Source organism: Microbulbifer sp. ALW1 (assembly GCF_009903625.1).
In the GTDB taxonomy this organism is placed as follows: domain Bacteria; phylum Pseudomonadota; class Gammaproteobacteria; order Pseudomonadales; family Cellvibrionaceae; genus Microbulbifer.
In genome coordinates this window covers 2,156,404-2,176,011 of sequence record NZ_CP047569.1, presented here as the reverse complement: position 1 = coordinate 2,176,011, position 19,608 = coordinate 2,156,404, and the positions used below count along the sequence as shown (strand labels likewise).

The window sequence follows — 19,608 nt, the reverse complement described above, 5'->3', positions numbered from 1 at the left end:
AATCCCCATGGACTTTTCTTTCAGCGAAGAACAACAACTACTGCGCGATAGTGTGATTCGGTTTATTCGCCAGGACTACGCCTTTGAACATCGCCAGAAAACCGTAACCAGCAACGCGCCCTTCAATCGCGATCACTGGCAGCAGTTCGCAGAACTGGGTTGGCTGCTGGTGCCCTTTTCCGAGGAGGACGGCGGCCTGGGCGGATCCGCGGTCGACCTGATTGTGGTCATGGAAGAGTTTGGTAAAGGGATGGTCGTCGAACCGCTGCTGGCCAGCGCGATTCTGGCCGGGGGCCTGATTGCCGAGGCGGGATCACCAGCGCAGAAAAACGACTGGCTGCTGCCCCTGATGGAAGGCTCCCTGCAACTGGCGTTTGCATTCGCGGAGCCACAACATCGCTTTGACCTTGCCAATATTGCCACCAGCGCCAAAGTGGATGGGGACGACTTCGTCCTGCAGGGGCATAAAACCCTGGTATTAAACGGCGCTGCCGCCGATACCCTGCTGGTATCCGTGCGCACCGACGATGCCGACAATGCCGAGAACGTCAGCCTACTGCTGGTGGACGCCAGAGCTCCGGGTGTTACCCGCAACAGCTATAAAACGGTCGATGGCCACAACGCGGCAGAAATTTATTTTGACCAAGTACGCGTACCCGCAGCCAATCTCCTTGGACGCGCAGGCCATTCCCTGCCCGCGATCGAAAAAATCATCGACCGCGCCACCCTCGCCATTTGCGCTGAAGCCGTGGGCGCCATGGAAAGTGCGCTGGAAAAAACAGTGGAGTACACCCGCACCCGCAAACAGTTTGGTACCAGCCTGTCCAGCTTCCAGGCCCTGCAGCACCGTATGGCAGATATGTTTATTGAATGCCAACAGGCGCGCTCGATCCTGATGATGGCCGCGATGCAGTTGGATGCCAACGACGGCTTGGCGCCGAAAGCGGTATCTGCCGCAAAAAGCCGGATTGGCAAGGCCGCACGCAAGGTGGGACAGGAAGCGGTGCAGTTGCACGGCGGTATCGGGGTGACCGATGAACTGGATGTGGCACACCTGTTCAAGCGCCTGACCAGCATCCAGTATCTGTTTGGCAGCACCGATTACCATACCCAGCGCTTTATCAGCGCCTGACTGGAGTCGGGAAGCTGAATCGGGAAGGTATAGGTAAAAGCGAAAACGACAAACGGCATAGCAGGGAGGCTATGCCGCTCGCGACTCCATCGCATTATCTATCAATACTGCTATCAATACTGCTATCAATACTCGCTATCAATACGCGATCAGGACTCAATCAAGTGCTAAATCAAGGATGACATCAGGGGCTCAATCGCTCCACCTGCCACTCGCCGTCATCCATGGCGCGGAACACGAAACGATCGTGCAACCGCGACGCCCTGCCCTGCCAGAACTCTACCGCATGGGGCGCAACACGGTAGCCCCCCCAGAATTCCGGCCGCGGTACCTCATCGCCATCAAAGCGCTGGCGGCATGCCTCGAACTGCTCTTCCAATACCTGACGAGAGACAATCGCATCACTCTGATGGGAAGCCCAGGCCGCTATCTGACTATCTCTCGGGCGGGTACGGAAATAGGCATCCGCCTCTTCGTCCGTTAACTGCTCGGCGACACCGCGGACGATGACCTGCCGCTCCAGGAAATGCCAGGGAAACAGCAGGGATACCTTGGGGTTGGCGGTAATATCCCAGGCCTTCTGGCTTTTGAGGTTGGTGTAAAACACAAAGCCGCGGGCATCAAAGCCTTTCAATAACACAATACGCTGGGACGGCTGACCGGAGGCATCCGCGGTACTGAGGCACACCGCGCTGGGATCGGAAATATCGGCCCGCACGGCCTCTTCCAGCCAGGCGTTGAACTGGCTCATCGGGTCACCCGCCAGGTCACCGCGCTCCAAACCGCCCTGAAGATACTCGCGTCGCCACTGATCAATTTCCATCGCTGTCATATCCTTACTGCTGATTCTCGTACTGGGAATTCAAAATTACCTGGCAGCAAGTTTACGCAGTTGCGTGCCAAATCCAAATTCGCGCAATTTTCCCCGCCATGCCCGGTGACTACACTCAATTATCCCGCGAATTCTGTGCATAAGACGCAGACTCTGCGGGTGCTTGCAGGACTTTTTTATGCCCGGTAGGCTCCAGCGCAATGACGGGCTTGTAACCGTTTGAAATAAAAAATTCAGGGTATGCCGCCAATGCAATCAACTGACCATCCTGCGACCGAGCAACCGAACACATCTCCCAGCTGTGCCCAGGTGCTGATGCACCTGCTGCGCCAGTACGGTGTAGATACCGTATTTGGTATTCCCGGGGTTCACACCATCGAACTCTATCGCGGTCTCCCCGGCAGCGACTTGACCCACATCACCCCGCGCCACGAACAGGGTGCGGCTTTTATGGCGGATGGCTACGCCCGTGCCAGTGGCAAGCCCGGCGTCTGCTTCCTGATTACAGGCCCCGGCGTCACCAACGCCGCCACCGCCATGGCCCAGGCCTATTCCGACTCCATTCCAATGCTGGTGATAAGCGCAGTCAACCGCCGCCAGGACCTGGGCATGGGTCGCGGGCGCCTGCACGAGCTGCCGAATCAGCAGGATGTCAGTCGCGGCTTCTGCGTCTGGCAACATACGCTTTCCACCGCTGAGCAACTGCCAGAAGCCCTGGCGCGCGCCTTCCAGGTGATGCGTGCCAGCCGCCCGGGCCCGGTACATATCGAAATTCCCATCGACCTGTTTCCCGCACCGATGCCCGGCCAGCTGGGCAACTACCGCGCCGCCCCCGCACCCACGCTGCCCGCCGCGGGTCCCGATGCCGTCGAGACTGCCGCCAAGTGGCTGGCAGGTGCCAAGAGCCCGGTCATCCTGCTCGGCGGCGGCGCCCAGCACTGCGCTGAAGCCACTACGGCACTGGCGGAAAAACTGGCGGCACCGGTATTCCAGTCACTGGCGGCGAAAGGCATTGTCGACGAGCGCCACCCGCTGTGCGGCGGCGCCAACCTGAGCTTCAACGGCGTGCGCGAGCATATTGAAAATGCGGACGTGGTGCTGGCCATTGCCACGGAGCTTGCGGAAACCGATCGCAACCTGGTGCGCGAAGACTATCGTTTCAACGGCAAATTAATTCGCGTCGATATAGACCCGGCACAACTGACCTGCAACGCCACGCCGGACCTGGCCATTTGTGCCGACGCCAAGACCACCATCGAACAACTTCTCCGCGTGCTGCCTGAAGCCAGTGAAAAACAGCAGCAAAGTGTCGCCGCGAAGGTGCAAGAGCTGATCCGCGGTTGCCGCAGCGAATGGTGGCCAGGATCCGAGGGCCGCTACCCCTGGGTGCAGGCGCTGCGCGATGCGCTGCCGGAAGACGGCATCCTGGTGACCGACTCTACCCAGCTGGCCTACAACACCAACCACGCCCTGCCCCTGTTCCAGCCCCGCAGTCACCTCACCTGCACCACCGGCTACGGCACCCTGGGCTTTGCCCTGCCCGCAGCCATCGGCGCAGCACTGGCCAGCCCGCGCCCGGTAATCGGTTTGATTGGCGACGGCGGCATCATGTTTACCCTGGGTGAACTGGCGGCCGCGGTGGAACAGCAACTGACGCTGCCGATCCTGGTGTGGAACAACAGTGGCTACGGCGAAATCCGCGATTTTATGGACGAAGCAGCAGTAGAGCAGGAGGGCGTCAACCTGCGCGCGCCGGACTTCGTCGCCCTCGCCCGCGCCATGGGCGCCGAGGGCTGCAGAATCGATACGCCGGAACAGTTGAGCGAAGCGGTGGCCTCCGCATTTGCTCGGAAAACGCCGACATTGATCGAAATCACCGCTCCGAATTAAACCAGGGTTGCAGTGGATAACCTGGCGATAACGTTTTTCAAAATACACTCAGTGGAAGAACCATGACAGACCTGAACAAACTGCCAACGGATAAGCTCTATATCAACGGCGAATGGCGCGACTCCAAGGGCGGCAACCTGCACGCCGTCGTTAATCCCGCCACCGAAGAAGTCCTGTGTGAAGTCATCCAGGGCACACTGGAAGATGTCGACGACGCGGTTGCCGCCGCCAAGGCCGCCTTCAAGGAGTGGCGCCACAGCCGCGCGGCCAAACGCCAGGCCCTGATGCACGCCATCGCCGACGGTATGGAAGCGCGCAAACAGGACCTGATCGACGCCGTATCCCAGGCATTGGGCTGCCCGCCACACATCACCGAATGGCTGCATATCGACGGCCCCATTTACGCCATGCGCTATTACGCCGACCGCGCGGAGTTGATGGAAAAAACGGAAAAAGCCGCGCACTCAGTCGTGCTGCGGGAACCTGTGGGCGTTTGCGGTTTCATCACACCCTGGAACTATCCTCTGCACCAATTCGTGGGCAAGGTGGCACCGGCACTGGCGGCGGGCTGCACCATGATCCAGAAGCCCTCGGAAATGACGCCGCTGCAGGATTACGTGATGGCGGAAATCATCGACGCCGCCGGCCTGCCTGCGGGTGTCTTCAATCTGGTGCCCGGTGCAGGTCCCATTGTCGGCGCCGCACTTTCCAGCCACAACGACATCGACATGGTCTCCTTCACCGGCTCTACCCGCGCCGGTATCGAAGTCGCGAAAAATGCCGCCCCGACCGTCAAACGGGTCACCCAGGAACTGGGCGGGAAATCGCCCTTCATCATCACCCCCGACGCCGATCTGGAAGCTGCCGTGCGCTGGGGCTGCGAAGATGTCTTTATCAATAGCGGCCAGACCTGCACCGCCCTGACCCGTATGCTGGTACCCGCAGAGCGCTACGAAGAAGCGGTGAACATAGCCAAACGTGTGGCCGAGGAAATTGCCATGGGCACCGACAAAGACGCCTTTATGGGCCCCCTCTCCTCGGCACGCCAGCGGGAAATCGTGCGCAGCTATATCGAAAAAGGCCTCAACGAAGGTGCGCGCATGGTCACCGGTGGCAGTGAAATTCCGGAAGGTTTTGCCAAAGGCTTCTACGTCAAACCCACCGTCTTTGCCGACGTCACCAACGACATGACCATCGCCCGCGAAGAAATCTTCGGCCCGGTCACCTGCCTGATTCCCTACCAGAATTTGGACGAAGCCATCCGCATTGCCAACGACACCGAATACGGACTCTCCAGCGGTGTCTGGGCCAAAGATGCCGAGGCCGCCATGCCCGTGGTACGCCGCATCGAAGCCGGCCTCTGCTTCGTCAACGGCGGCGAGTTCAACTACGATGTCCCGTTCGGCGGATACAAGCGTTCCGGCAATGGCCGCGAGTTCGGCGAAGCCGGTCTGGACGAGTTTATTGAACTGAAATCCGTACAACTTCCCGGATAAAATCCTGACGCGCCGCCGCAACAGGCGGCGCGGTTGACTGCCTGTTCCGCCGCCGCTATCTTTGCCCCCGACATCAAGAGAGTGGCTGACGCCAACGCCAACCTGCCTACCGGGGCAAGGTGGTTTCTCGTCACAGACTGTAACCAGTTACAGCCTGTGGAGAGGATGGGGCTCTCGCTGGACCAACTATGGTTACAGCGTTGCAATCCTACCGGGATGCGATTTTTACTGACGAATCGCCTCTTCCGCCGTCAGCCCTCCAGAATTTTTGGAGGGAACATGTCCGACTTTACGCTATCCAGCACCGACGTTATCGAAATCCAGATTGCCCCCCAGCGCAGCCGCACGGCCGTAAGGGCAGTCAAACGCAGCGATAAGCTTCTGCTGTGGCAACTACTGTTCGACTCAACGGAAGACGCGCTGGCCTTCGCTACCCACTGCCGCGCCAGCGACGCACCGGTCACCGCCCACAAGGCTTGTGAACTGGTGGGATAAACCGAATGAAACGTGTCGGTGGGGCAATCTCGTTATAGAAGAGCGCCCAACCTACACTTACGGCTGAATTTTCAACGTTGGTGAATCAACGTTTGAGCTTTATGCGCAGGTGTCGATACCGGGTGTGCCCTTGTGAGACCGTCTGCGGCCAGGACGGCCGCAGCCGAGCCCCCATGGATGGGTCTACGGCGTGTCTCACAAGGGCACACCCGGTAGCGGCACCGCCACCGAAGTTGTTCATGCCCGCTCTATTTCTCTACTGCCAAAAGCACTGACAGGAGCCAATAAAAACGCCATGTCCAAGCCCGAGCAATTTTTCCAGCACCTGCGCGACGAACTCAAACAGATTGAGGCGGATGGCCTCTATAAGCGCGAGCGCATTATCACCTCCCAGCAGAGCGCCGAGATCCAGGTCAACAATGACACCCAGGTACTCAACTTCTGCGCCAACAACTACCTCGGGCTCGCCAACCACCCCGACCTGATCGAAGCCGCCAAAGAAGGCCTCGACCAGTACGGCTTCGGCATGGCCTCCGTGCGCTTTATCTGCGGAACCCAGGACATCCACAAGGCACTGGAATCCCGCCTGTCCGAATTCTTGCAGACCGAAGACACCATCCTTTACACCTCCTGCTTCGACGCCAACGGCGGCTTGTTCGAAACACTGCTGGGTCCGGACGATGCCATCATCTCCGACGCCCTCAACCACGCCTCCATCATCGACGGCGTGCGACTGTGTAAAGCCAAGCGCTTCCGCTACGCCAACAACGACCTCGCAGACCTGGAAGAACAATTGAAAGCCGCGGACGCCGCCGGCGCCAAAACCAAACTGATCGCCACCGACGGCGTCTTCTCCATGGACGGCGTGATCGCCAACCTCAAAGGCCTCTGCGACCTGGCAGACAAATACAATGCCCTGGTAATGGTGGACGACTCCCACGCGGTAGGCTTCCTGGGCGCCCACGGCCGCGGTACCCACGAATACTGCGACGTGGTTGAGCGCGTGGACATCATCACCGGCACCCTCGGCAAAGCCCTCGGCGGCGCCTCCGGCGGTTTCACCTCCGGCCGCAAGGAAATCATCGACCTGCTGCGCCAGCGCTCGCGCCCCTACCTTTTCTCTAACTCGGTAGCCCCTGCCATCGTCACCGCCTCCCTGAAAGTGCTGGACATGCTGGTGGAAGGCGGCGAGCTGCGCGAACAACTGCAGGAAAACTCCCAGTATTTCCGCAAGCGTATGACCGAAGCGGGCTTTACTCTCGCAGGTGCCGACCACGCCATTATCCCGGTCATGATCGGTGATGCCGCACTGGCACAGAAGATGGCCGACAAAATGCTGGAGAAAGGCATTTACGTGGTGGGTTTCTTCTACCCGGTGGTCCCCAAGGGCCAGGCCCGCATCCGCACCCAGATGTCTGCAGCGCACACCCGCGAGCAGCTGGACCGCTGCATTGATGCCTTTATTGAAGTCGGCAAAGAACTCGAGATTATTTAAGCGGTAGTTATGAAAGCATTATCCAAACTCAAGTCTGAACCCGGCATCTGGATGACCGATGTCGAGGTACCCGAGCCAGGTCACAACGACCTGTTGATCAAGATCCGCAAGACCGCCATCTGCGGCACCGACATGCACATTTACCACTGGGACGAGTGGTCGCAAAAGACCATCCCGGTACCCATGGTGGTGGGCCACGAGTATGTGGGTGAAGTGGTCGGTATGGGCCAGGAAGTGGCCGGCTTTAAAGTGGGCGATAGAGTTAGTGGCGAAGGCCATATCACCTGTGGCCATTGCCGCAACTGCCGCGCCGGTCGCCGCCACCTGTGCCGCAACACCTACGGTGTGGGCGTGGATCGCCAGGGCGCGTTTGCGGAATACCTGGTAATCCCCGCACTCAATGCCTTCAAAATCCCGGACAATATTTCCGACGAACTGGCTTCCATTTTCGACCCGTTCGGCAACGCCGTGCACACGGCGCTGTCGTTTGACCTGGTGGGCGAAGATGTCCTGATCACTGGCGCCGGCCCCATTGGTATCATGGCCGCCGCGGTTGCGCGCCACGTAGGCGCGCGCCATGTGGTCATTACCGATATCAACGAGTATCGTCTGGAACTGGCGAAGAAAATGGGGGCTACCCGCACCGTCAATGTCGCGAAAGAGAAACTCTCTGACGTGATGAAGGATATTGGCATGACGGAAGGCTTCGACGTGGGGCTGGAAATGTCCGGTGTCGCCGTCGCTTTCCGCGATATGCTGTCGGCCATGAACCACGGCGGCAAGATTGCAATGCTGGGGATTCCCCCAGGTGAGATGGCAATCGACTGGAGCCAGGTAATCTTCAAAGGCCTGATTCTTAAGGGAATCTACGGTCGCGAAATGTTTGAGACTTGGTACAAGATGGCCAGCCTGATTCAGTCCGGCCTCGACCTGTCTCCGATCATCACGCACCAGTTCCCGGTAGATGAGTTCCAGACTGGTTTTGACACCATGGGCTCCGGGGAATCCGGAAAGGTGATTCTTAACTGGCAATAAATTACTCACCGTCAATCAGGCTAAGAGTTTAGTTAGCACTGAAGCAGGGTTTTTACGTAGCTCAGAACTTCGATGCGAAGGGTGGGTGATGGGGATCTGTTTTCAAAAGCGTCAGCGACAGGGACGTCGCTGACGCAGCGTACAGGGATGTATTCACAGCGGTTTTGAAAACAGATACCCATCGCCCGCCCGCTACACGGCGGGAACCAGGCACCCAATACCCAGAGCCAAAACACCTAAGATTCCAGCTGCCGAATCAAGCGAGTACTCGTAGTCCCCTGCACCAATAAAGAAAACAATACTACCCCGAACACCATCGACTGCACTGTCCACCAGTAAGGCAACTCCGTTGGTAGTGACAACACCAGCGCCACAGCAATTACCCCCCGCAAACCGCCCCAGCTCAAAATCAAACGCCAGTTCGCGGGAATCGGCGGCCCCACATAACGCGCAAAAGGCGCCAACAGAAATACTGCAAAGCCCCGTGCACCAATCGCCGCAACAATCCCGATGATCATCGCCAACCACTGGTGGGAAAACATCTCGAAGGTAATCACCAGCCCCATGATCACAAAGATCAGGGCATTAAATAGCAAGCTCAGCCACTCCCAGGTGGGTTCAGCATGGCTCAGGTAAGTTTCGTACTGCTCGCGCAGGCAAGCCCTCGCCACAATGGCGCACAGCATGACCGCGATAATTCCGGATACACCGACAACATGTTCTGCCAGATAGAAACTGCCAAACGCCGCCAGTACCAGCACCATCAATGCGGCACCCGCAGAGCGTAAAAACAGAATCACAATCGCCGTCACCAGCCCGCAAAGCGAACCCACCGCCAATCCGCCAAAGAAAACCACCGCAAAATAAAGCGCAAAACCACCCGCGCCGCTGATGGCTTCTCCGGTTGCCGCCGATCCCTCCATGGCACTGTGGCTGGCAATGCCCAGCACCAGGGAGAAAAGCACAATCGCCACCGCATCGTTAAACAGGCTCTCGCCCTCGACTAATGTCAGTAATTCTTCATTAGCGCTGGTTTTTCGCAACCGGGCAACAATCGCAACCGGATCGGTAGCCGCTAGAATAGCGCCGGTCAGCAGTGCGGCCAGCCAAGGAAACCCGCTGGGATGATAAATGCCGTAGTAAACCAGTATCGCGGTAATCAGAGCACAGATCACTGCGCCCACGGTGGCCAGCAGCAGGATTGGACCCAACCAGCGGAACAGTTTGTCGGGATCTATTTTCCATGCCGAGTCAAAGATCAATACCGGCAGGATGACGAAAAATACCAGTTGTTGCAGGTTTTCGGCACGCAACCCGGTGTCGTAGTCGAAAACCGGCAGCAGCATGCCCGCAAGCACCCCGGCAATCAGGCAACCTAGGGTATTGTCCCGTTTCAAAATGCGCGCAATCGATAGCCCGGCTACCGCAGCAACTGCCATATACAACCCCTGGCCGACCAGTGTGGTTACGCCTTCCATGGTTCACTCCCGATGGGTCGATTATTGGGAATCGCGATCGGAGGCGATCACGGACTTGGGTTTTACTTCCGGCACCAGGTCGGACAATGGCACCGGGGTTCCACGCTCATTGATGACTTCGACATGAGCGCGGCGCAATTGGCGTGGCTCGGGGACACCACAGGAGTGCGCGATGGTGCCCACTTCGTACACCATGTTGCGCGCGTAATGGTAAACCCGCTCGGCCTTGTCCATGGGATCCAGCCCCTGCTGCAGATCCGGGTTGTGGGTAGTGACACCGGTCGGGCAGGTATTTTTATTGCACTGCATGGCCTGGATACAGCCGAGGGAAAACATGAAACCGCGCCCGCAATTGATAAAGTCGGCGCCCATCGCCAGCGCCCAGGCCACCATGGACGGCGTCAGCAATTTGCCCGCGCAGATAATCTTGATGCGCTCGCGCAACCCGTACTCGGCGATAAGATCAACCACCAGTGGCAGACTGCGATTCAGGGGCAATCCCATATAGTCCATCAAACTCTGGGGCGCGGCACCGCTGCCACCATCAGCGCTATCGATGGTAATAAAGTCCGGTGCGGACTCCAGGCCACGCCGCCGGATCAAATCGCACAATTCATGCAGCCAGTCGCTGCTGCCAATCACGCACTTGAAACCGACAGGCTTACCGGTAACCTCGCGAATATGACCAATCATATCCAGCAGCCCGGCCACATCCCGGAATTCCGGGTGGCCATTGGGGCTGATGGAGTCCATCCCCACAGGGATACCGCGCACCCGGGCAATCTCCGGCGTTACCTTGATTCCCGGTAATATGCCGCCCTTGCCCGGCTTGGCGCCCTGGGAGAGTTTCAGCTCGAACATTTTGACCTGTTCATGGGCCGCCACCTCCCTCAATTTGTCGTCTGACAGGTTGCCTTCTTCATCCCGCACTCCGTATTTGGCGGTACCGATCTGGAAGACGACATCACAACCGCCTACCAGGTGGTGGGGCGACAAGCCACCCTCGCCGGTATTCAGCCAGATCCCCGCCTTGGCCGCGCCTCTCGACAACGCTTCAACCGCTGGCACCGACAGGGCGCCGAAGCTCATGCCCGAAATATTGAAGATGGAGCGGGTGGTATAGGGTCTGCGCGCGGCGCCTTCCCCCACCGTAACCTCTCGCGGTGGTACCGCGTCTTTGGCTAGGGTCGGGAAGGGATGGTTCAGGAACACGATATCCCCAGGCTGATTGAGGGGTCTTGTGGAACCGAAGGCCAGGGTGGAATCCACGTTTTTTGCGGCGCGGTATACCCAGCTGCGCTGGGCGCGATTGAATGGCATCTCTTCCCGGTCCAGTGAGAAAAAGTACTGCCGGAAAAACTCACCTAGGTGCTCAAACTGGTAGCGAAAGCGCCCCAGTACAGGGAAGTTGCGGCGAATGGCCTGCTTGGTCTGACTCACATCCGAGAGATACAGGTACACCACATAGAGCACCAGCAACACCAGCCCGAAGGCGAACAGCATCGCAAACACCTGTAATACATTGACCGCGAATGCCTTGATCGCGGCTACCGCATGAAGATCCATCCCCTGCTCCCTGCCCTAGAATCATCGAAACTAACAAAAACCGACGAAAAACCGACGAAAACCAAGTAGTCATTGTATGTGCTTCGCAGTTTCCTTGCACTGGCTGGGATCCAGTCATAAACTCCCCAAACAACTGGACAAACATACAGCCTTAAATTCCGTGGCCAACGACTCCCCTGACAACCCTACCCAATCCCTCAAGGGGCGCGGCGCCATCAGTAACCTGGCGGGGCGCTTTGTGGATCAGGTCAGCACCCGCGAGAGCGACGGCTGGGAGCAGGCCCTGGAACAGCAGCAACGGATTGACACCGTGGCGATCGAGGAAAAGGCCAAATCCATCATTGCCACCAATAACTCCCCGGATATTCCGTTTACCCAGTCGATCAACGCCTATCGGGGTTGCGAACACGGATGCGTCTACTGCTACGCCCGCCCCGCCCACGCTTATATGGACCTGTCGCCAGGGCTCGACTTCGAAACCCGGCTGTTTTACAAACCCAATGCCGCGGAGCTGCTTGAAAAGGCACTGCGCCAAAAAAGTTACCAGTGCAGTCCCATTGCCATGGGCACCAATACTGATCCCTACCAGCCCCTGGAAAAAGAAAAGCAGATCACCCGCCAGCTACTGGAAACACTGCAGCGCTACCAGCACCCGGTGACCATCGTCACCAAGAGCCAGCTGATTCTGCGTGACCTGCCGATACTGGCGGAAATGGCGCAAGACAACCTGGTACATGTAGGCATCAGCGTAACCACGCTGGACAATGCATTGAAACGCAAACTGGAGCCACGCACCGCAGGGCCGGCAGCACGCCTGCGCACCATCGAAGCACTGGCAAGTGCCGGTATACCCACCGCGGTGATGGCCGCGCCCATGATTCCGGCACTGAACGATTCAGAACTGGAAGCCATTCTCACCCAGGCGCAGCAGGCGGGCGCGATTCACGCCGCTTACATACTGTTGCGATTACCGTTTGAGGTGGCACCGCTCTTTCGCCAGTGGCTAGCAGAACACTACCCGGGGCGGGCACAGCACGTGATGAGCCTGGTGCAACAGAGCCGCGGCGGTAAAGACAACCAGACCGAATTCGGCCAGCGCCAACGAGGCACCGGTGTCTTTGCTCAGTTACTGCAGCAGCGGTTTCGGGTAACCTGTCGCAAACTGGGACTGAATGAACGCAAGCTGGACCTGGATTGCAGCCGCTTTTTTCTGCCGCCACAATCCGGTGACCAGCAAAGTCTTTTTTAATCGGCGGTTATGTTTTGTCTGGCTGGTTTGTTTATCTGATACGCACCAACAGCGGCTCGCTGTATACGGGTATTACCCGAGATGTAGAGCGGCGCTTTGAAGAGCACAGCAGTGGCAGCCCCAAAGCCGCCAAGGCGCTGCGCGGTCGCGGCCCCCTGACACTGGAATTCCAACAGGGTGTCGACAGCCATTCCGATGCATTAAAACTGGAAATGCAGATCAAGAAGTGGCCCAAGGCACGCAAGGAGGCATTGATTGCCGGCAAGCTCAAGCTGCCTATCCAAGCGCGCACCACTGCCCCCTGACACCCCAAGTCCGACTCACACAAGAAGTACCCGATGGATATCACCATTACCCTGCTATTGATTCTGTTTGCTGTTGCCATGCTGGCGGGCTGGGTGGATACCCTGGCCGGTGGCGGCGGGTTACTGACGGTGCCCGCCTTGCTGCTCGCCGGCCTGCCGCCAGTTGCCGCGCTGGCGACCAACAAAAGCCAGGCGATACTCGGCACTTTTACCGCGACAGCCACGCTGTATTCGAAGGGCCACTTGCGCGAGCGCGCGCTGATTCTTCCGGTGGTTACTGCAGGCATTGGCGCTGGTGTGGGCGCCTGGCTGATTCAGCGGGTGGACACAAGCTGGCTCAACTGGGTGATTCCAGTGCTGTTGTTGTGCGTCGCACTGTATGTTTGGCTCACCCCCAATTTGGGCAACAGCGAACGCCAGGGAAAACTGAGTGAAAAACAGTGGGCACTGACGTGCGTGCCTGTGGTGGGCTTTTATGACGGCGCTTTTGGCCCCGGTACCGGGACCTTTTTTGCTGCGTCCGGGGTTGCCTTTCGCGGGCAAACCCTGCTCACCGCAACAATCCGGGCAAAACTGTTCAACCTCACCACCAACGTGGTCTCGCTCGCCCTGTTTGCCACTGGCGGCAAAGTGGTGTGGGTTATCGGCGGAGCCATGATGGCCGGGCAAATGCTGGGCGCGTTTATCGGAAGCCACACCATGCTGGCAGGTGGTACCCGCATCATACGTCCGCTGGTGATCACCATGTGTATGCTGATGTCACTGGGCCAGATCGCCCAGCACCTGGATCTGTTGCCTCTCCCCTGATAGTTACTTTTTTACTTAAAAATCGCGCAACCAGGGAATCTCGCCCCCCAGGTACTTAGATTAGCTACTTAGAACAGCTACTTAGAACAGGTGGTGACATCACTCCCCCCCGTGGCACAAGACTTTTGGGGAAACAGCCGGTGATGAGAATCGTGCCGGGCATAGTCCCTCCGCTGGTGGTATTCTTGCGCCCACGAAAGATAGCAAAACGTACCTCCTATGTATTACTCACTGGGCGACCTTTTCTGGATCTTCCTGCTGATACTGGCAGCCTGGTATTTCTGGGCCGGCATGGCCGCCAAGGACCGGGTGCGCAGGATCGTAAAGGCGCACTGTAAAGAGACCGGCGTGCAATTGCTGGATGATACGGTGATGCTGAAGCGCACTCGCCTCAAGCGCGACAAGAGCGGCCAGGTGCGCCTGCTGCGCCAGTACGAATTCGAATTTACCTCTACCGGAGAGCGCCGTTACAGCGGTATCGCTGTGCTACACGGGCAACGCGTCAACCAGATCCAGCTCTCCCCTTACCACCTCTCCTGAGGAGGATGCACATGGATCCGATCAGCAAGGGCATTTATCGCCACTATAAAAACGGCAAGCAATACCATTTGATGGAAATTGCCACCCACAGTGAAACCGGGGAACAACTGGCCATATACCGCGCTCTGTATGATGAGTTCGGCGTTTGGGCCCGCCCTCTGGCGATGTTTGCAGAGACCGTGGAAAAAGACGGGCAGCAGGTTCCGCGCTTCGCTCTGGAAAAACGCCTGTAACAAACGCCTGTAACAACAGTTACCCGATTGATAAGAAGATCGAGAACAATAAGGACACTCGGTGAACAATAAACAGATCCTGATTTACGGCGCCTATGGCTATACCGGTGAGCTGATTGCCCGCAACGCCGTCGCCAAGGGGCTGAAGCCCATTCTCTCCGGCCGCAGTGCTGCCAAGCTGCAACCGCTGGCCAACGAGCTGGGACTGCCGGCTATTGCCGTCAGCCTGGACGATGAAGAGGCCCTGGCCCGCACGCTCAAAGACGTTGCCGTGGTGATTCACTGCGCCGGCCCATTCTCTGCTACCGCAGAACCCATGATGCGCGCCTGTATTGCCAGCGGCACCCACTATCAGGACATTACCGGTGAGATGTCGGTCTACCAGCTGGCCCACGGGCTGGACGCAGAGGCGAAGGCCGCAGGTGTGGTTCTCTGCCCCGGCACCGGTTTCGATGTAATTCCCACCGATTGCCTGGCGGCCGCGCTGCACAAAACCATGACCAGCGCCACCCATCTCACCCTGGGTTTCGATTCCGATTCCGGCCTCAGCCCCGGTACCGCCAAGACCTCGATAGAAAGCCTGGGCGTGGGCAGTGCCGTGCGCCGCAACGGCAAGATTGAAATCACCCCCCACGGCGAAATTACCCGCAAGATCAATTTCGGCCGCGGCGAGAAATTCGCCGTCGCCATCCCCTGGGGTGACATTGCCACCGCTTACTACACCACCGAAATCCCCAATATCGAGGTGTACATTCCCATGAGCCCGCGGCGGGCGAAAAAAATGCAGCAACTCAACAAATTCCGCTGGCTGCTGCGTATGAACTGGATGCAGAACTGGCTCAAGGGCAAAGTGGACCAAAAAGTCCGTGGTCCCAGCGAAAACCAGCGCGCAGAACAGCAGACCTGGGTGTGGGGCGAAGTGCGCAACGACCGCCGCGGCGAGCGCCGGGTGGGCCGCGTGGTGACCGCCAACGGCTACGACGTGACCGTTCACGGTTCTCTGGCGGTCATGGAGCACCTGCTGGGCTACAACGGCGATGGAGGCTACTTCACACCGTCAAAACTCTGCGGTCATGAACTTGTGGAGAAACTGCCCGGTTCCGGAGCCATCAAAATCGGGATCGACTGATCCAGCGCTGGCGGACAGACACTGGGCTGTCCGCCAATCGTCAGATTTCACGGTTCTGACATATTTCGTTCAAGTCCGCGCAACATAGGCTTCGTACTTTTAGTGCATGCGAAGCTTACCTATCACACTGAAAACGGTAGATGTCTCCCTGGTACTGCGAATGGCAGAACGGGCGACACGGCCGACATCCCGCAGGAACTACCTGCTGCTGTCCCGCTCTGCCGACGGCTGGCTCTACCTGCTATCGCCACTGTTGATTGCCATCGTCAACACCGCGGCCGCATTGCCATTCCTGTATCTCTGCGGTGCCGCCTTCGCGATCGAGCGATCCCTCTACTGGGCCATCAAAAATACCACCAAGCGCAACCGCCCGCCGGAATCCATCCCCGGCCTGCGCTCCATTGTGGTGGCCAATGACCGCTTCAGCCTGCCGTCCGGGCACACCTCCGGCGCTTTCCTGTTTGTCACCATACTGAGCCAGAGCCTCAATCCGCTTTGGGCCCTGGGCTACTTCTGGGCTGCCGGCGTTGGGACATCCCGTGTAGGTCTCGGCGTGCACTATCCCACCGACGTCTGTGCCGGAGCACTGTTGGGCATCTGTGTGGGATTCGCAGTCAGTGGAGCATTGCTCTAGCTCAACGTGATCCCTTTTTTCAGTCAGATACTGCTCATCAACCGGAGAAGCAATTTGAAAATTCTGTACGGCGTTCAGGGCACCGGCAACGGCCATATCTCCCGCGCCAGAGCCATGGCCGAGGCCTTCGCCCAATTTCCGGAGCTAGAAGTTCAATGGCTGTTTACCGGCCGACCGCCAGAAAAATTTTTCGCGATGGAAGCCTTCGGAGACTACTGGTGGCGCGAAGGCCTGACCTTCGTGCACAAGGAAGGCAAAATCGACCAGATTGCCACTGCCAGACAACTGAACCTCAGCCGCCTGCTAAAGGACATCCGCGAGCTGCCGGTACAGGATTTCGACCTGGTCATCAGCGACTTCGAGCCGGTCAGCGCCTGGGCGGCTAAAAAGCGCAAGCGCCCCAGTCTCGGGCTCGGCCACCAGTACGCATTCAATTTTTCCATACCCACGCCAGCCTTCGGCTGGACCGCCCGCGCCATCATGAAAATGTTCGCGCCGGTAAAGGTAAGTCTGGGAATGCACTGGTACCACTTTGGTCACCCGATTCTGCCACCCATAGCACAGGCCCACAGTGATCCGTCTCAAGACGAAGTACCTGGGGCGAATGACGGTCATGTACTGGTCTACCTGCCGTTCGAACACGCAACCCCGTTACTGCAACAACTGGCCCAGCTGCCACACCAGTTCACCGTCTACGGTCTGCCCACGGATCAGCCCAAAGCGGACAACATCACCCTGAAGGCTCCGTCTGTTGACGGTTTCCGCGCGGATGTTGCCAGCGCCAAGGCCGTCATTTGTAATAGCGGTTTCGAGCTGATTGCAGAGACCCTGACCCTCGGCAAACCGATCCTCACCCGCCCGCTCAAAGGGCAATTTGAGCAGGAAGCCAATGCCCTGGCCCTGAAAGAACTGCAACTGGCCAAGGTGGTAGAGCATATGGATGCCATCACCATCGGACGCTGGCTGGAGGAGCACCCCAAGGGCGTGCAAATCGCCTGGCCGGATGTCGCCGGCGCAATCGTGTACTGGATTGCCAAAGGCCGCCGCAACAGCCCGCAGGAACTGGCGGACAGCCTGTGGCAAGCAGTGATACCCGGGCGCCAGGCGGCAAAGTCCCCTCGGAAAGCGGTGAGCGCTGCGGCCTCATTGGACGAGGTCGACACTGCCGAGGAAATCAAAGGCAGCGAGAGCACCTGAGCACTGAGCGTCTCTTGTACGCCCTCCCTTTACTCTTGACCGATAGCCCTTGATTAGGGCCCCGGAAACTGATTGGAGACATATATCCGGGGCCATTACCTGATATGTCATTGCCGAGTTCCGGTCCACTCCCTACCCTGATCCGATTCCCCTAGACCGTCGACTAGACGAGCCTATTAGATAACAAGAATTGGAGTGGTTATGAGCGCGCAGTACCTGAACGACCGGGATATCGAGTTCCTGCTATACGAATTTCTCGATACCGAGGCACTGCTACAACGCCCCCGCTACCGCGAACACACCCGGGAAGTCTTCAGCGCGACCCTGGACACCGCGAAAGCCATCGCAGAGAAATACTTCGCCAATCACTACAGCAAGGGCGACGCCCATGAGCCCACCTTCGACGGCGAAAAAGTCACCCTGATACCCGAAACTGCCGAGGCCTGGAAGGCGTTCGCAGACGCCGGTTTTCTCGCTGCCCACTACGACTTTGAAGAGGGTGGCATGCAGTTGCCGGAAGTGGTCCTGCGCACGGCCATGGCCTATATCAACGCCGCCAACGTCGGCACCGCGGCCTATCCGTTTCTTACCCTGGGAGCCGCCAACCTGGTGCGCAGCTTCGCCAGCGATGAACTGAAAAGCCGCTATCTGCCACCGATGATGGATGGCCGCTACGCGGGCACCATGGCGCTCACCGAACCGGACCAGGGCTCGGCCCTCGCAGATATCCGTACCACGGCCACCCCGGCGGAAGACGGCAGCTACCGCATTCACGGGCAGAAGATGTTTATTTCCGGTGGCGACCAGTCCATTACCGAAAATATCGTGCATATGGTACTGGCACGCATCAAAGGTGCTCCGGCGGGCGTCAAGGGCATTTCCCTGTTCCTGGTCCCGAAGGTAATTCCTGCAGAGGATGGGGCCGTGGACGGGATAGGGAATGGTGCATTGGCTGTCCGTAATGACGTACAGCTGGCGGGCCTGCTACACAAAATGGGCTATCGCAACACCACCTCGACGGTGCTGAGCTTTGGCGAAGAAGGCGGTGCGGTAGGCTATCTGGTGGGTGAACCCCACAAGGGCCTCAGCTACATGTTCCAGCTGATGAACGAAGCGCGCATCGGTGTTGCCACTGGCGCTGCCGTGCTGGGCTACCGCGGTTACCAGCATGCGTTGCAGTATGCCAAAGAGCGGCCACAGGGCCGCCTGCCGTCCAACCGCGACCCGCAGTCGAAACAACTGCCCATCATCCAGCACGCGGATGTCCGGCGGTTGCTGCTGACGCAGAAAAGTTATGTGGAAGGTGGCCTCGCGCTCTGCCTCTACGCCTCCTCCCTGTTCGAAGATACGCACAGCGCGGAAACCGAAGGCGAACGACAACAAGCGGCAGAGCTGCTGGACCTGCTCACCCCCATCGTCAAATCCTGGCCATCCAAGTACTGTTTAAAAGCCAACGATCTGGCGATTCAGGTGCTTGGCGGCTCCGGCTATATCCGTGAATACCCCCTGGAGCAGCTCTACCGCGACAACCGTCTCAACCCGATCCACGAGGGCACCGAAGGCATCCAGGCACTGGACCTGCTCGGGCGTAAAGTCCCCGCCAAGGGTCTCGCCGCTTACCAACACCTCGCCGCAGAGATCGCCAAAACCGTTACCGACTGCGACAGCGATTCCGAGCTGCAGGTGCTGGGCCAATGCGTTGGGGACAGCCTTAACCGCATCAACAGCACGACCGAAAACCTGCTGGGACAAATGGCTGCCGACGCCGACCTGGGCCTCGCCAATGCCACTCTCTACCTCGATGCCCTTGGACGTGTGGTCGTGAGCTGGATCTGGTTGCGCCAGGCACACATCGCATCACAGAAACTGAAATCAGATAGCGCACTCAGCGACGAGGAAGAGAATTTCTACCGCGGCAAACTGCAGGCCGCGCGTTTTTATATTGAGTGGGAACTGCCGGAAATCGAGCCGCAACTGGCACTACTGGACGCCGGTAACCGGGTGCCGTTTGAGATGCAGCGGGACTGGTTCTGAAGCCGGAAACGAAGCAACAAAAAAGGGACTGATTATTCAGTCCCTTTTTAATTCACGGCCT

At 58.5% G+C, this 19,608-nt stretch carries 18 protein-coding genes and 1 riboswitch; of the genes, 15 read left to right on the top strand and 3 right to left on the bottom strand.

Translation table 11 applies throughout. The features are described from left to right. Positions 1-7: 7 nt before the first annotated feature. A complete protein-coding gene (locus tag GRX76_RS08920) occupies positions 8-1,132 on the top strand; it encodes an acyl-CoA dehydrogenase family protein (RefSeq protein ID WP_160152998.1) in 1,125 nt (374 codons plus the stop codon). Positions 1,133-1,316: 184 nt separating this feature from the next. On the opposite strand, the gene pdxH is transcribed toward GRX76_RS08920, so the two are convergent. Further along, complete coding sequence (gene pdxH / locus GRX76_RS08915; protein WP_160154891.1) at positions 1,317-1,955, bottom strand: pyridoxamine 5'-phosphate oxidase; 639 nt, start codon at positions 1,953-1,955, stop codon at positions 1,317-1,319. Between the two features lie 258 nt (positions 1,956-2,213). Between pdxH and GRX76_RS08910 the strand changes: the two genes are divergently transcribed. From GRX76_RS08910 to tdh, 5 genes are all read left to right on the top strand, one after another. After that, a complete protein-coding gene (locus tag GRX76_RS08910) occupies positions 2,214-3,854 on the top strand; it encodes a 5-guanidino-2-oxopentanoate decarboxylase (protein ID WP_160152997.1) in 1,641 nt (546 codons plus the stop codon). Between the two features lie 62 nt (positions 3,855-3,916). Beyond that, on the top strand, positions 3,917-5,350 hold the full coding sequence (locus GRX76_RS08905; protein ID WP_160152996.1) for an aldehyde dehydrogenase family protein: 1,434 nt from the start codon (positions 3,917-3,919) through the stop codon (positions 5,348-5,350). Between the two features lie 65 nt (positions 5,351-5,415). Then, positions 5,416-5,550, top strand: a riboswitch (SAM-I-IV-variant riboswitch). 79 nt (positions 5,551-5,629) lie between these two features. Beyond that, a complete protein-coding gene (locus GRX76_RS08900) occupies positions 5,630-5,845 on the top strand; it encodes a hypothetical protein (RefSeq protein WP_160152995.1) in 216 nt (71 codons plus the stop codon). A 295-nt stretch (positions 5,846-6,140) separates the two neighbouring features. Beyond that, on the top strand, positions 6,141-7,340 hold the full coding sequence (locus GRX76_RS08895; RefSeq protein ID WP_160154890.1) for a glycine C-acetyltransferase: 1,200 nt from the start codon (positions 6,141-6,143) through the stop codon (positions 7,338-7,340). A 9-nt stretch (positions 7,341-7,349) separates the two neighbouring features. Continuing rightward, on the top strand, positions 7,350-8,375 hold the full coding sequence (gene tdh / locus GRX76_RS08890) for an L-threonine 3-dehydrogenase (RefSeq protein WP_160152994.1): 1,026 nt from the start codon (positions 7,350-7,352) through the stop codon (positions 8,373-8,375). A 236-nt stretch (positions 8,376-8,611) separates the two neighbouring features. Here tdh and GRX76_RS08885 read toward each other — a convergent pair whose 3' ends face one another. Continuing rightward, the gene (locus GRX76_RS08885; protein ID WP_160152993.1) at positions 8,612-9,853 is read right to left on the bottom strand and encodes a sodium:proton antiporter; all 1,242 of its coding nucleotides are present in this window, start codon (positions 9,851-9,853) and stop codon (positions 8,612-8,614) included. Positions 9,854-9,874: 21 nt separating this feature from the next. Then, positions 9,875-11,419, bottom strand: a complete 1,545-nt coding sequence (locus GRX76_RS08880; protein ID WP_160152992.1) for an FMN-binding glutamate synthase family protein — start codon at positions 11,417-11,419, stop codon at positions 9,875-9,877. Between the two features lie 160 nt (positions 11,420-11,579). Between GRX76_RS08880 and GRX76_RS08875 the strand changes: the two genes are divergently transcribed. From GRX76_RS08875 to GRX76_RS08835, 9 genes are all read left to right on the top strand, one after another. Then, positions 11,580-12,668: a PA0069 family radical SAM protein gene (locus GRX76_RS08875; RefSeq protein ID WP_160152991.1), complete on the top strand. Its 1,089-nt coding sequence runs from the start codon at positions 11,580-11,582 to the stop codon at positions 12,666-12,668. A gap of 14 nt (positions 12,669-12,682) precedes the next feature. Continuing rightward, positions 12,683-12,973: a GIY-YIG nuclease family protein gene (locus GRX76_RS08870; RefSeq protein ID WP_160152990.1), complete on the top strand. Its 291-nt coding sequence runs from the start codon at positions 12,683-12,685 to the stop codon at positions 12,971-12,973. A 33-nt stretch (positions 12,974-13,006) separates the two neighbouring features. Next, complete coding sequence (locus GRX76_RS08865) at positions 13,007-13,780, top strand: TSUP family transporter (RefSeq protein ID WP_160152989.1); 774 nt, start codon at positions 13,007-13,009, stop codon at positions 13,778-13,780. Positions 13,781-13,999: 219 nt separating this feature from the next. Further along, on the top strand, positions 14,000-14,320 hold the full coding sequence (locus tag GRX76_RS08860; RefSeq protein ID WP_160152988.1) for a DUF3301 domain-containing protein: 321 nt from the start codon (positions 14,000-14,002) through the stop codon (positions 14,318-14,320). Positions 14,321-14,331: 11 nt separating this feature from the next. Beyond that, positions 14,332-14,553 carry a DUF1653 domain-containing protein gene (locus tag GRX76_RS08855; RefSeq protein WP_160152987.1) on the top strand — a complete coding sequence of 74 codons (222 nt, stop codon included), beginning with the start codon at positions 14,332-14,334 and terminating at the stop codon, positions 14,551-14,553. 61 nt (positions 14,554-14,614) lie between these two features. Then, positions 14,615-15,682 (top strand): trans-acting enoyl reductase family protein, encoded by a 1,068-nt coding sequence (locus GRX76_RS08850; RefSeq protein ID WP_160152986.1) that lies wholly within the window; start codon positions 14,615-14,617, stop codon positions 15,680-15,682. Positions 15,683-15,842: 160 nt separating this feature from the next. Continuing rightward, positions 15,843-16,316, top strand: coding sequence for a phosphatase PAP2 family protein (locus GRX76_RS08845; protein WP_236250606.1), 474 nt, complete (start codon positions 15,843-15,845; stop codon positions 16,314-16,316). 54 nt (positions 16,317-16,370) lie between these two features. Beyond that, on the top strand, positions 16,371-17,513 hold the full coding sequence (locus GRX76_RS08840; protein ID WP_160152984.1) for an MJ1255/VC2487 family glycosyltransferase: 1,143 nt from the start codon (positions 16,371-16,373) through the stop codon (positions 17,511-17,513). 201 nt (positions 17,514-17,714) lie between these two features. After that, the gene (locus GRX76_RS08835) at positions 17,715-19,547 is read left to right on the top strand and encodes an acyl-CoA dehydrogenase (RefSeq protein ID WP_160152983.1); all 1,833 of its coding nucleotides are present in this window, start codon (positions 17,715-17,717) and stop codon (positions 19,545-19,547) included. Positions 19,548-19,608 lie beyond the last annotated feature (61 nt).

Bases quoted from the DNA above. Each gene is read 5' to 3' on its own strand.
- GRX76_RS08920 (WP_160152998.1), top strand. From the start codon at position 8: ATGGACTTTTCTTTCAGCGAAGAACAACAACTACTGCGCGATAGTGTG.
- pdxH (WP_160154891.1), bottom strand. From the start codon at position 1,955: ATGGAAATTGATCAGTGGCGACGCGAGTATCTTCAGGGCGGTTTGGAG.
- GRX76_RS08910 (WP_160152997.1), top strand. From the start codon at position 2,214: ATGCAATCAACTGACCATCCTGCGACCGAGCAACCGAACACATCTCCC.
- GRX76_RS08905 (WP_160152996.1), top strand. From the start codon at position 3,917: ATGACAGACCTGAACAAACTGCCAACGGATAAGCTCTATATCAACGGC.
- GRX76_RS08900 (WP_160152995.1), top strand. From the start codon at position 5,630: ATGTCCGACTTTACGCTATCCAGCACCGACGTTATCGAAATCCAGATT.
- GRX76_RS08895 (WP_160154890.1), top strand. From the start codon at position 6,141: ATGTCCAAGCCCGAGCAATTTTTCCAGCACCTGCGCGACGAACTCAAA.
- tdh (WP_160152994.1), top strand. From the start codon at position 7,350: ATGAAAGCATTATCCAAACTCAAGTCTGAACCCGGCATCTGGATGACC.
- GRX76_RS08885 (WP_160152993.1), bottom strand. From the start codon at position 9,853: ATGGAAGGCGTAACCACACTGGTCGGCCAGGGGTTGTATATGGCAGTT.
- GRX76_RS08880 (WP_160152992.1), bottom strand. From the start codon at position 11,419: ATGGATCTTCATGCGGTAGCCGCGATCAAGGCATTCGCGGTCAATGTA.
- GRX76_RS08865 (WP_160152989.1), top strand. From the start codon at position 13,007: ATGGATATCACCATTACCCTGCTATTGATTCTGTTTGCTGTTGCCATG.
- GRX76_RS08860 (WP_160152988.1), top strand. From the start codon at position 14,000: ATGTATTACTCACTGGGCGACCTTTTCTGGATCTTCCTGCTGATACTG.
- GRX76_RS08855 (WP_160152987.1), top strand. From the start codon at position 14,332: ATGGATCCGATCAGCAAGGGCATTTATCGCCACTATAAAAACGGCAAG.
- GRX76_RS08845 (WP_236250606.1), top strand. From the start codon at position 15,843: ATGGCAGAACGGGCGACACGGCCGACATCCCGCAGGAACTACCTGCTG.
- GRX76_RS08835 (WP_160152983.1), top strand. From the start codon at position 17,715: ATGAGCGCGCAGTACCTGAACGACCGGGATATCGAGTTCCTGCTATAC.